Here is a 12,513-nt window from a genome sequence, read left to right as displayed (position 1 = left end):
ATGAATCGTTTGAAAGAAATACATAATAGAGAAGATGTGTTTGTGTTGGTGTCTACATTTTATAAACGAATACGAAAAGATGATACACTAGGCCCAATTTTTAATCATCACCTAGCCGAAGAGCAATGGCCAGCACACATACAAAAACTCACTGATTTTTGGATGACTGCGTTATTCGGTGTTGCTAGTTTTAAAGGAAATCCGCTAAAAGCGCACAAAAATGTAGATAAAAGTCTAAACCATACAGTCACCCAGCTTCACTTCGGTAAATGGTTGCAACTATGGTTTAGCACTATAGATGGACTTTATGAAGGAAAGCTTGCACAACGCGCAAAAGATGCAGCTAGAAAAATGGCTACCAATCAATACATCGCTATTTGGAAGAGTAGGCCTCAAAATATGAATTAACAATAATAGAGGTAAAGCGTCTACTTGCCGCTCTACTTCATTAAAAATAAGAACTATGAAAATTTATCAAAGTTATTTAGAAGAGTATGAAAAAGGAATTATAGGATATTCGCCTATTGCCATTATAGGTCAAAGTTGTTTGGGATCGGTAGCAGCTATGTTTATTTTAATGAATGGTAATTCTGTGACCCAAATGATTCAACTGTTTGTAGTGACCATTTTATGTATGTTTTACAATGGGGCCATCCTATCCCAACAGAAACCTAAGATGAGTTTTAATCTTCTTATTCTAAGTGTTATATCTAGTACAGTGTTTGTAGTTTTTAATTTGTTGTAGTCTGTAAAGCTTAGCAACAATATGGCATAGACCTTCAAATTAGAAGAGAAGAATCATTCTGTTTATTTTACTACTCCCCATCAAAAATATCACCAAATAATGGTTTTGATGGGGTTTTAAAAGAATTGAACTAGAAATTAGAAAGAAAAAATTGAATCATAAAAATCAAAAACATGGAACAAAAAGAAGTATGGTTGTCAAGTTTAATTACGCCTACACCTCAAGAGGGTTTTGAACTGGCGATAAAGTTATCTCGTATGGGTGTAAAATCGACACAACCAGATATGGAGGTATTAAAAAGGCTGAGAAAGGATTATGCTAATGACGCCTCTGGATTAACCGCAGCTTCTCAAGTAATTGCGATCAACTTTCAAACAATTTCTGCCGCAAATAACTATTGGAAATAATAATAAACTATTGATTATCAAAAAAAAAGCCCGAACAAACTGTTCGGGCTTTTTGAGGTGGTGCCTCCAGGAATCGAACCAGGGACACAAGGATTTTCAGTCCTTTGCTCTACCAACTGAGCTAAGGCACCTCGCTGTAAGCGGATGCAAATATAGAACGCTTTTTTTAATAGTCAAAAGAAAAATTTAAAAATTTCGTTTTGTATTTTTATCGCTTAGCTTTTGACATATGAATCTTATCATTGATGTAGGCAATACATACATAAAAATAGGGGTGTTTGATCAATCCAAAATTGTGGCAAAAAAAACCATTGTTCAAGATGATTTGGATCAGGAGATCCTAGATACCCATAAAAAACACCCATTAATTCAACAAGCGATTATCTCTTCGGTATCCGATTTGAATCCTGATACCGTAAAACAGATACAGGAACTTTATGAGACATTGATTGTGAGCCATAAAATTGCAATGCCATTCTCTAATTTATACGAAACTCCAGAAACGCTTGGGATTGATCGATTGGCTTTGGTTGCTGCAGCTGTAGATCAGTATCCAGAAAAGAATGTGTTGGTAATCGATGCAGGGACTTGTGTTACCTATGATTTTAAGAATGAAAAAGAAGAATATTTGGGTGGAGCCATCGCTCCCGGAATACGTTTACGTTATCATAGCTTAAATAATTACACCGCAAAATTACCATTATTAGAACCTAAACTTCCTGAAAATCATATAGGAAACACTACAAATGAAGCCATACATTCTGGGGTTATTCAAGGAATTTTATACGAAATACAGGGAGTTATTGAAGAATATTGCAACATTTATCCTGATTTAACAGTTATTTTAACCGGAGGAGATGCACATTTTTTGTCTAAAAGATTAAAAAATGGCATATTTGCCACTTCTAATTTTTTGTTGGAGGGATTAAACTACATTTTAGCTTTTAATAATAGTAGATGATAAAGAAGATTTTAGTAATCATAGTGGCTTTTACGGCCATAGTTTCCAATGCTCAGGAAGGAACCGCTTCGCCTTATTCTTTTTATGGGATAGGGATCCAGAAATTCAAAGGAACGGTAGAGAATAGATCGATGGGAGGATTGAGTATTTTAGCCGACAGTATCCATTTGAATCTACAAAACCCTGCAGCATTCGGAGAGTTAAGACTTACCACATATACCGTAGGAACGTCATACAGTAATTTTAAAATCAATAATGAAACCGAGTCTTCTTCGGGAGATAATGCCTCTTTGGATTATCTGGCTGTAGGAATACCTGCTGGGAAGTTTGGATTTGGATTCGGAGTTATCCCTGTAACGTCGGTAGGATATCGACTCAATTCTATAGATGCAGATGGGGCCGAACGGAGATTTACAGGAACAGGAGGCTTAAATAAGGTTTTTTTGTCTGCAGGTGCTAAAGTTAACAAGAATCTAAGTGTAGGTTTGGATTTTAATTATAACTTTGGAAACATTGAAAATAAAACTATACTGCAGCGACCTGATATTCAGTTTGATACTAGAGAAATTACAAGTACTGATCTTGCATCGTTTAGCTTGTCTCTAGGGGTGAATTTCAAGACGATGATAACCGAAAACTTAGAACTTCAGGCTTCTGTAGTTTCTACACCTTCTTTTGGGTTAACCGCAGAAGGAACTAGAGAACTAGCTACAATCATTATTGGTAATAATGGAGCAGAAGGAGTAATAGATAGACAAGAGACGGAGTTAGCGGATCGAGACATAGATCTTCCGGCAGAATTTAAGTTTGGAGCAGGTATCGGTAAACCGAAACAGTGGTTTGTTGGTGGAGAGTATGTTTTTACAGATTCAGGAGGTGATACCAACCAATTGTTTGTACAGGACAATGTGGATAACGAAAGTGGTTCAAAATATAGATTGGGAGGATATTATATCCCAAATTATAATTCGCTGACGAGCTATTTTAGCCGGGTAGTATATAGAGCTGGTTTCCGATACGAAGAAACAGGTTTAACAATTGATGGGACCTCGATTGACGAGTTTGGCATATCTTTTGGAGTTGGATTACCAGTTGGCCGATTGTTCTCAAATGCAAACATTGGTTTTGAGTATGGTCAACGGGGAACAACGGATTTTGGATTGATAAAAGAAGAGTTCTTTAATCTATCCATTAGTTTATCACTGAACGATCAGTGGTTTAGACAGATTAAATTTAATTAACACAATAAATACAGCTATGAATACTAAATTTTTATTTGTTATAGCGACAGGATTAGTTTTAAGTGCATCAAATGTGAATGCTCAGGCTACAGATTGTGCTACTACAGCATCTATAGCTTACGAACATGCGAAGGTGAAAAATTATGCAGCAGCAGAAGAGCCCCTATGGAAAGTAAGAAAAGAATGCCCTACCTACAGCGTCGCTACATATCAGTTTGGAGAGAAATTATTAAAAGACAAGCTTAAAAAAGCGGCAGCAGGAGATAAAGTAGCAATTGCAAAGGAGATGATTCAATTGCTTAAAGAGCGTTTTCAGTATTTTCCTGCGAAAACAAAAATAGGAGATATGCACTCTACTATTGGGCAATTGATGTATGACAATAAGATAGGGTCAAAAGAAGATCAATTTGCAGAATTGCATAAAGCTTGGACAGAGGATAAGAAGAATGTTGATAATCCTAAAAATGTGTATACCTATTTCTCTTTATTAGTAGATCTTCATGGTGAAGGAAAAAAGGAATTACAGGAAGTTTTTGACTTATACGATGGAGTAATTGAAAAAATAGAAGATGAGGAGAGTGCAAAAGCAAAAACGATTGCTGAGCTTACTGATAAAGAAGAAGCTGGTACTGCTTTATCTAGCAAGGAAAAGAAATCTTTGAAAAGATCTTCAATAATTTTATCTAATTATAGTAAGGTAAAGGCTGGAGTAAACCAAAAGCTGGGAGAATTGGCTGATTGTAAGAACTTAATTCCTCTTTACACAGGTCAGTTTGAAGATAAAAAGTCTGATATCAATTGGTTGAAAGGTGCTGCAGGAAGAATGTCTGCCAAAGAATGTACAGAAGATCCGTTATTCTTTAAGTTGGTAGAAGCATTACATAAAGCTGAGCCATCTGCGAAGTCAGCGTATTATTTAGGTCTTTTAGCATTAAAAGACAAAAAGACAACTACAGCTTTGGATTATTTTAACCAATCTGCAGAGTTAGAAACTAAGTCTAGTGATAAAGCTAAAGTATACTTTAAGATTGCTGAGACTTTAAGAAAGAAAGGAAGCAAAGGAAAAGCAAGATCATACTATAGAAAAGCATTGAAATATAAGCCTTCTATGGGAGTATGTCACCTACGAATTGCAAGTATGATTGCAAGTAGTGCGAATGCATGTGGTACAGATGTATTTAGCAAAAGAGCGGTATATTGGTTAGCAGAAAATTATGCAAGAAGAGCTGGAAAAGTTGATCCAAGTTTGAAATCTACTGCTAACAAAACTGCAGCGAATTATAAAGCAAAAGCACCATCAAAAACAGACATCTTTAATAATCCAGGTGTTACCTCTGTTAAGATTGGATGTTGGATCGGTGAAACGGTAAGAGTACCAAAATTATAATGCAGAATAAAAATTATAATACACTTATATACATTGTCACAGCATTTGCTGTGACAATGTTTTTTTCATGCCAATCTAGTCAGGGCAATCAAAATTATATCGTATCAGAAGAGGCTCCCATAGCAGAAGCCTTTGATGTTAATCTTAAGTATACAGATTCTGGGAGGCTTACCGCTGTATTAAAAACACCCAGAGTATTAGATTTTACAAACAAGTCTTTTGGGTATCATGAATTTCCAGAGGGCATTGTTTTGGATGTAATAGATAAAGAAGGAAAAGTAAGTGTTATTACTTCAGATTATGCCATCTCCTATCAACAAACAGGATTGATAGATATGAGAGGTAATGTAGATATCAAGACAGCAGATAGTACACATTTACAAGCAAATCAATTGTACTGGGATCAAAATATAAGCTGGATATTTACAGATCAACCCTATAAAAGTTTATTGCCAGATGGCACCATCAATGAGGCTGATGGTTTTGATGCTAATCAGGATTTTACTATATTGAATTCAAGAATCAATGAAGGTGTCATGTTTATCGAGGAGTAATCCATTGTTATGATGAAAGTATTTAAGTTTTTTCAGTATGCTTATCTAGCTATAGCATGCTTTTTTATTTATGAAGCGTATTTAGAGTGGGGCCAAGAAGGAGGCAAAAGCATGATGTACCTCTTTTTTGCCGTAATCGCCGTTTTTATGTTCTTCTTTAAAAGAAACTTTGGTAAGCGATTTGAGGCCAATAACAAAGAATAATTCATGGAATTACATGTTGTTGTTATTGTCATTTCTTTAATTCTCTCGGCTTTTTTTTCAGGAATGGAAATTGCCTATGTCTCCTCGAATAAAATTCATATTGAAATTGAAAAGAAACAAGCGGGATTCCTGTCTGTACTACTTACTCGTTTAACCAAAAAACCATCCAAATTTATTGCCACCATGTTGGTTGGAAATAATATCGCATTGGTAGTATATGGTTTTTATATGGGAGATGTGCTTATGCACTATATCGAGGGGTATTATCCCAATATGGCCGGTAGTGTTAGTCTTTTGGTGCAAACTGCGGTTTCTACATTGATTATTTTGCTTACTGCAGAATTTTTGCCAAAAGTTTTTTTTCAAATTTATGCCAATAAATTGCTCAAGATATTTTCGTTGCCAGCGTATGTTTTTTATCTATTTTTTTCTCCAATTTCATGGTTTGTGATCTGGGTTTCAGATGTAGTATTGAAACGATTTTTTAAAACAGATGGGGACCAGGTGCAATTGGCTTTCAGTAAGACAGAATTAGGAGATTACATCAATGAACAGATGGAAACCGTAGAAGAACATGATAAGATCGATAGTGAAATTCAGATCTTTCAGAATGCACTGGATTTTTCAGACGTAAAATCCAGAGAAGTGATGGTGCCCAGAACAGAAATTGTGGCGGTAGAAAAATCGCAATCTATAGAAGAAGTAAGTCAATTGTTTATTGATACAGGTCTCTCCAAGATTATTATTTACAATGGTACTGTAGATGATATTATAGGGTATGTGCATTCTTTCGAACTGTTCAAAAAACCAAAATCCTTACGTTCCATATTGTTACCTGTAATTTTTGTTCCTGAAACCATGTTTGTAAAGGATGTGCTTAATCTATTGACCAAAAAGCATAAAAGTATTGCTGTGGTAATAGATGAGTATGGGGGTACCAGTGGGATTATTACGGTAGAAGATATTGTTGAAGAGCTTTTTGGAGAAATTGAAGATGAGCATGATTCGTTAGCGCTTATAGAAGAACAACTGGACAAATCTCGATATCGTTTTTCTGCAAGATTAGAAGTAGATTACCTGAACGAAACCTATAAACTTAATTTACCTGAAAGCGAGAATTACGAGACGTTAGGAGGTATGATCGTTAATCACACCGAAGAAATTCCTGAAAAGGATGATGAGGTATTGATCGATTCCTTTAAGATTAGTGTTGTGGATACATCAAATACCAAAATAGAAATCGTAGAGCTAACCGTTATTGAAGAGGATTGATTTGTTTTGACCTTACTCCAAACGCAAAATAATAGTGCTAATTTTTTTGCTGCATTGTATGCAATGATAGTACTGTGCGATCTTATTCTTGTGTACCTGTTTTCAAATCCTGAAGTTAGATATGTGACCAAGCCAGCTATTGTTTGCTCGTTACTTGTTTTCCTTATACTTCGCAAGACCACAATCCCTTTTTTTAGATTTAGTTATTTATTTGTGGCGCTTGTTTTTTCTCTGGCAGGGGATGTTTTTCTGTTGTTTCACGGGCAATTATTTTTCATGTTTGGGTTGGCTATGTTTTTATTGGCTCACATCTGTTATATTTTGTTGTTTTTGAAAGATAAAGCTTTTGGACAAAAGAATAAGTTCTTCCCTATTTTAACAGCAGCATATGGATTCGGATTGTTTTTTCTTTTATATCCCAATTTAAAAGCCATGTTGATTCCTGTAATTGTATACATGATTGTTATTTTGGGGATGGTAAATACTTCATATTTTAGGTCTCAAGAGGTGGGTAAGAAAAGTTATCTATTTGTACTTATGGGAGCCTTGGTTTTTGTGCTTTCAGATAGTCTATTGGCGGTAAACATGTTTTATGCCTCTTTGGCCTATAGTCACATATGGATTATGAGCACCTATGCGCTGGCTCAGCTCTTAATTGTGTATGGAATTATCTATCAAAATCCACCCTTATATTCTGAAAAAAACAAGGGATAAAAATGCTTTAATTAAGGGATCCAAATTTTAGGAAAAAAAACTTCGTAAGACTTTAGTGTTTTAATTGGTATTATTCTAATAAAATGGTATTTTCGCCCACTATATTTGAATAAATTACACGTAACATGGCAGTTTTAAATAAAATTAGACAGCGCTCAGTTTTTTTGATCGTTATAATCGCACTAGCACTTTTTTCTTTCGTGCTTGCTGATTTGATACGTAATGGAGGAGCTATCTCTCAAAATGCTGAGAACACTATCGCTACAATAAATGGAAAAGATATTGATAGAACTGACTTTGCTAGAAAAGTAGAGGCTGCTTCTAGAGGTTTTGGAGGAGGATCTTCAAGCATTCAAGCTGTGAATTATGTTTGGAATCAACAAATTCGTGAAGCTGTTTTTGAAGAGCAATTTGATGAACTTGGCATCCAAGTTGGAAAAGATCAGGTAAATGAATTATTGGCAGAAGGATTGGCAAACAATCCTACTTTTCAGAACGAAGCTGGTGTTTTTGATAAATTAAAAATGCAAGAATATGTTGCTAATGTAAAAGCAACATCACCTCAAGCATATCAGCAGTGGTTAGACTATGAAGCATCAGTGAGTAAAGGAGCTAGGGAAGAGACCTATCTTAATATGATTAAGGCAGGAGTAGGAGCTACCTTAAAAGAAGGAGAGCTTTCTTATAAAATGGAAAATGACAAAGTAGATATCAAATACGTTCAGCTTCCATATTCTGGTATTCAGGATGCAGATGTTCAGGTGTCAGATGCTGAGATCAAAGAATATATCAATAAGAATGTAGATCAGTATGAAGCAGAAGCTTCTCGAAGTATTCGTTATGTAATCTTCAACGAAAAGCCAAGTGAAGAAGACGAAAATGAAATAAAGGAAAGAGTTGCTTTATTGTTGGATGATAGAGCAGAATTTAACGAAAATACAAAAAAGACAGATACGGTTCCTGGATTTAGAAATGCAGAGAATGCAGAAGAATTTGTAAATCAGTATTCGGTATTGAAGTTTGATGATAGCTTCAAGTTTAAAAAGAATCTTCCTGCTGCTGTAGCAGATACAATCTACAACTTAGAGATCGGACAAGTATATGGACCGTATAAAGATGGAGACTTCTTTAAAGTATCCAAGGTAATAGCACAGAAGCAAATGCCAGATTCTGTACAAGCAAGTCATATTTTAGTGGCTTGGGAAGGTCTTCGTACAGCTGGAGAAGTAAAGCGTACCAAAGAAGAGGCAAAAGCGTTAGCCGATAGTATTGCCAATGTGGTAAAAGGTAATGCAGATAAGTTTACGGAATTGGCAGCTCAATATTCTGCAGATAACTCGAATAAAGATAAAGGAGGAGATTTAGGATATTTTGTGCCAGGAACTATGGTGCCATCTTTCAATGATTATTGCTTTGATAATGCTGTAGGAGATCAAGGTATCGTTGAGACTCAGTTTGGATACCACATCATTAGAATTGATGATCAGAAAAATCCACAAAAAACTGTAAAAGTTGCTACAGTTGCTCAAAAGGTAGAGCCTAGCGAAAAAACAATCAATGCGATTTTTACCGAAACTACCAAGTTTCAAATTGCTGCAAGAGACAAGGATTTTGAAGAAGTTTCTAAAGAAAATGAATTGGCAGTGCGTCCTGTAAATAAGATTAAAGAACTTGATGAAAACATCCCTGGTTTAGGTGCCAAAAGAGCTATCGTTCAATGGGCGTTTAACGAAGAGTCTAAGGTAGGTGATATCAAGCGTTTTGATATTCCTGATGGATATGCGGTAGTTCAATTAACTGCAAAAGCAGATAAAGGAACGATGACTGTTGCAGACGCTAGCCCAACAGTAAAGCCAATATTAATAAAGGAAAAGAAAGCAGAAATGCTTAAGAATAAAATTTCTGGTAGTTCTTTGGATGCTATTGCTAGTTCACAAGGACAGACTGTAAAAACTGCTGCTGCTTTAACTATGAAAACTCCTACCATTGGAGGAGCTGGTACTGAGCCTGTAGTAGTAGGAACAGCATTTGCATTAGACCAAGGAGCGGTATCTAAGCCAATTGTTGGGAATAATGGAGTATATGTAATCGAAGTGACTAAGAAAGAGCCAGCGAGTGGATTAGATACATATATGAGCTATGCTTCTCAAGCTTCAAAATCAAGTGCAGGATTGGTTAATGCCTCCGTATTTGATGCGCTTAAAGAAGCCGCGGAAATTGAAGATAAAAGAGCTAAGTTCTACTAGTAGATAGAGAACAAAATAAAGCATAAAAAAAACCTGAGTATTTACTCAGGTTTTTTTTATGTATTTGAATTAATTAAAGTCGATATAATCCCGATTAACTTCTCACTTTTTGTTCCCATTTCCATGCAGAACCTAATGAATCGTCAAGACTACTCTGTGCTTTCCAGCCGAGAATGTTATTAGCCTTTGTAGTATCTGCATAAGCAGCTGTAATATCTCCTTCTCTTCGATCAACAATTTTATAATTTAACTTTTGCCCCGAAACCTTTTCGAAGGATTGAATAACTTCTAACACGCTACTGCCAGTTCCTGTGCCCACATTAAAAACTTCGTAATTCGATTCGTTTTTGCTATTAATCAAGCGCTGTAAGGCCACAACATGTGCTTTTGCCAAATCCACTACATGAATGTAATCTCTGATACATGTGCCATCTTGTGTAGGATAATCGTCTCCAAAAACTGAGAGTTGTTCTCTTAGCCCTATTGCGGTTTGAGTAATATATGGTACCAAATTTTGAGGTACACCAATAGGTAATTCTCCAATCTCTGCAGATAGATGCGCACCAATAGGGTTGAAATATCGAAGAGAAATGGCTTTTAAAGAGGTGTTTACTTTGCAAGTATCCCTAATGATCTCTTCGCCTATTTGTTTTGTGTTTCCGTATGGAGATTCTGCGGTTTTTACCGGAGCATTCTCTGTTATCGGTAACTCTTCTGCCTGGCCATAAACGGTACAAGAAGAACTAAAAATAAAATTCGAAGAGGCTTTTGCGGTAAGCTCCTGTAAAAGATAGACCAAAGTAGAAAGATTGTTTTCATAGTATAACAATGGGTTTTCTACGCTTTCTCCAACTGCTTTGGAAGCTGCAAAATGGATGACACCCTGGATATCCTGATGGCGATTGAAGAAATCTTGAACCTTATCTTTTTCTCTAAGGTCAAATTCTTCAAAAACGGGTTTTTTTCCGGTAATTCTGGTAATTCTGTCCAAAACATCAGGAGATGAATTAGAACAATTGTCAATGATAACAACTTCAAACCCTTCATTTTGCAATTCTACTACAGTATGAGAACCTATAAAACCTAATCCTCCTGTAACTAAAATTTTCATATTCTTTTAAATTAATTAAGATTCTCTTTTTATAAAGGGGGTTGACAAATTTATACATTTGAAAAAGAATCAAAAAGTATTACTCCCAAAGAATGATCGTTTTACCAAAATTTAATCATTAAGAAACCTATTGCCGCCAATAAGATGACAATGTGATACCTGTAATCCAGATACCAGGAAACTTCTTTTTCTGTTTTCAATAGTTCTTTGTTGAAGGTGTATAACTGGATCTTTTGCGCTTCCGGAGGTGACGAAAACTGGCTAATAACTATAAATAATATACTACTTATAACTACCATGATTCCTACATTATAGGTATAGTGAAGTGTCCAAATATCTTTTTGTCCCAGAACAAACAAAATTACACCACCCAAAGTCCCTAAAATTAAAGTCCAAAATGCCCCCGTACCATTTCCTCTTTTGTAAAAAACGCCTACCAAAAAAAGAACAGCAATAGGAGGCACAATGATTGAAAACATTTGTTGTAGATATGCCCAAATACCACCAAAATTTGCGATCAAAGGTGCCCACACTGCAGCAATAATCATAAGGACCACAGTAGTTATTCTACCATAGTTGAGCACTTGTTTTTCTGTAATATCTTTCTTTCTGGTCTTTATGAAATCGATTACTACCAGTGTCGAAGCAGAGTTTAATGTAGAATCTACACTAGACATAATAGCAGAGATCAATCCGGCCAATACCAAACCTACAAGACCCACAGGCAATACTTTCATTACCGTAGTCGGGAATACCTGATCTGGATTTTCTAGACCCGGAAATAATCCAATGGCCATTGCTCCCGGGATTACCATAATAAAAAGTGGTACAATTTTGAGGAAACTAGCTAGTATAACACCCCAACGCGCATGCTGTATGTTTTTGGCACCCAGTACTCGTTGTACGATATATTGGTTAGTAGTCCAGTACCAGAAACCTAAAATCGGAACTGCCATTATTAAACCAGGCCAAGGTAAAGATTCATCGTCTGCCGGGCGAATAATCGATAAATGCCCTTCTGGAGCGTTGGAAACCACATTACTCCAGGAGAAGTCTAGTTTTTCGAATAGCATATAGGATAAGACAGAGCATCCTATAATCAATATAATTGCTTGTATGGCATCTGTGTATACTACGGCTTTTAGACCTCCAAAAGCGGTATATAGACCAGCAACCAAAGCCAGAATTAAACAAGTTTGCCAAATCACTAATTCTGGAAAAAATGCTTGTAATACAATAGATCCGGCGTACAATCCTCCTGCAGTATCTACAACAATACTGGTGAATATGGTGATCGCAGAAAAAAATGTTCTGGATCGATTGTCAAAACGTAGTTCTAAAAACTCGGGAATGGTGGTGATTTTGGATTTTAGATATAGCGGGATAAAGATTAGTGCAGCTATAATAAGCGGTATACCTGTCATCCATTCGTATACAGACTGTACAATACCCGAGCTATATGCCGCTCCAGATAATCCGATGATGGTAGAGGTAGAGATGTTTGATGCAAATAGTGATAATCCAATGAGTCCCCACCCAAAAGATCTTCCGCCAAGAAAAAGATCTTCGCCAGTTTTGGTGCTTCTTGCTACGTAAAGACCAATGAGCATCACTGCGATAAAGTAAATAACAATTACCGTGATATCTATAGTGCTAATTTCATTCCCCATG

13 protein-coding genes and 1 tRNA gene are annotated in these 12,513 nt (G+C 36.0%); 11 read left to right on the top strand and 3 right to left on the bottom strand.

Annotated features, from left to right (window positions below):
- From ACXAGJ_RS20990 to ACXAGJ_RS20980, 3 genes are all read left to right on the top strand, one after another.
- Complete coding sequence (locus tag ACXAGJ_RS20990; RefSeq protein WP_474842636.1) at positions 1–408, top strand: group III truncated hemoglobin; 408 nt, start codon at positions 1–3, stop codon at positions 406–408.
- Between the two features lie 55 nt (positions 409–463).
- A complete protein-coding gene (locus ACXAGJ_RS20985) occupies positions 464–745 on the top strand; it encodes a hypothetical protein (RefSeq protein WP_474842634.1) in 282 nt (93 codons plus the stop codon).
- Positions 746–918: 173 nt separating this feature from the next.
- A complete protein-coding gene (locus ACXAGJ_RS20980) occupies positions 919–1,152 on the top strand; it encodes a hexameric tyrosine-coordinated heme protein (protein WP_474842633.1) in 234 nt (77 codons plus the stop codon).
- 58 nt (positions 1,153–1,210) lie between these two features.
- On the opposite strand, the gene ACXAGJ_RS20975 is transcribed toward ACXAGJ_RS20980, so the two are convergent.
- Positions 1,211–1,283 (bottom strand) — tRNA-Phe (locus ACXAGJ_RS20975).
- A gap of 98 nt (positions 1,284–1,381) precedes the next feature.
- Here ACXAGJ_RS20975 and ACXAGJ_RS20970 point away from each other — a divergent pair.
- The 8 genes from ACXAGJ_RS20970 (at position 1,382) to ACXAGJ_RS20935 (ending at position 9,731) form a co-directional block, all read left to right on the top strand.
- Positions 1,382–2,113 carry a type III pantothenate kinase gene (locus ACXAGJ_RS20970; RefSeq protein WP_474842632.1) on the top strand — a complete coding sequence of 244 codons (732 nt, stop codon included), beginning with the start codon at positions 1,382–1,384 and terminating at the stop codon, positions 2,111–2,113.
- Entirely contained in the window at positions 2,110–3,354 is a 1,245-nt protein-coding gene (bamG, locus tag ACXAGJ_RS20965) for a BamG family beta-barrel-assembly machinery protein (RefSeq protein ID WP_474842630.1), read from the top strand. The genes ACXAGJ_RS20970 and bamG overlap by 4 nt, the downstream gene beginning before the upstream one ends.
- A 16-nt stretch (positions 3,355–3,370) precedes the next feature.
- Positions 3,371–4,741, top strand: a complete 1,371-nt coding sequence (locus ACXAGJ_RS20960; protein WP_474842628.1) for a tetratricopeptide repeat protein — start codon at positions 3,371–3,373, stop codon at positions 4,739–4,741.
- Positions 4,741–5,295: an LPS export ABC transporter periplasmic protein LptC gene (lptC, locus tag ACXAGJ_RS20955; RefSeq protein WP_473282838.1), complete on the top strand. Its 555-nt coding sequence runs from the start codon at positions 4,741–4,743 to the stop codon at positions 5,293–5,295. Before ACXAGJ_RS20960 ends, lptC begins: the two co-directional genes overlap by 1 nt.
- Positions 5,296–5,304: 9 nt before the next feature.
- Positions 5,305–5,499: a hypothetical protein gene (locus ACXAGJ_RS20950; RefSeq protein ID WP_073319499.1), complete on the top strand. Its 195-nt coding sequence runs from the start codon at positions 5,305–5,307 to the stop codon at positions 5,497–5,499.
- Between the two features lie 3 nt (positions 5,500–5,502).
- Entirely contained in the window at positions 5,503–6,771 is a 1,269-nt protein-coding gene (locus ACXAGJ_RS20945; RefSeq protein ID WP_474842626.1) for a hemolysin family protein, read from the top strand.
- A gap of 63 nt (positions 6,772–6,834) precedes the next feature.
- Positions 6,835–7,485: a lysoplasmalogenase gene (locus tag ACXAGJ_RS20940; RefSeq protein WP_474842624.1), complete on the top strand. Its 651-nt coding sequence runs from the start codon at positions 6,835–6,837 to the stop codon at positions 7,483–7,485.
- 125 nt (positions 7,486–7,610) lie between these two features.
- Positions 7,611–9,731 (top strand): peptidylprolyl isomerase, encoded by a 2,121-nt coding sequence (locus tag ACXAGJ_RS20935; RefSeq protein ID WP_474842623.1) that lies wholly within the window; start codon positions 7,611–7,613, stop codon positions 9,729–9,731.
- A gap of 94 nt (positions 9,732–9,825) precedes the next feature.
- On the opposite strand, the gene galE is transcribed toward ACXAGJ_RS20935, so the two are convergent.
- Together galE and ACXAGJ_RS20925 are read right to left on the bottom strand one after the other, a co-directional pair.
- Positions 9,826–10,842 carry a UDP-glucose 4-epimerase GalE gene (gene galE, locus ACXAGJ_RS20930; protein ID WP_474842621.1) on the bottom strand — a complete coding sequence of 339 codons (1,017 nt, stop codon included), beginning with the start codon at positions 10,840–10,842 and terminating at the stop codon, positions 9,826–9,828.
- Between the two features lie 101 nt (positions 10,843–10,943).
- Positions 10,944–12,512, bottom strand: a complete 1,569-nt coding sequence (locus ACXAGJ_RS20925; RefSeq protein WP_474842619.1) for a sodium:solute symporter — start codon at positions 12,510–12,512, stop codon at positions 10,944–10,946.
- Position 12,513: the final 1 nt, after the last annotated feature.

This window comes from Aquimarina sp. AWH4_224, assembly GCF_056160245.1.
The sequence above is the reverse complement of the archived record's forward strand: the minus strand, read 5'-3'. Positions and strand labels throughout refer to the sequence as shown.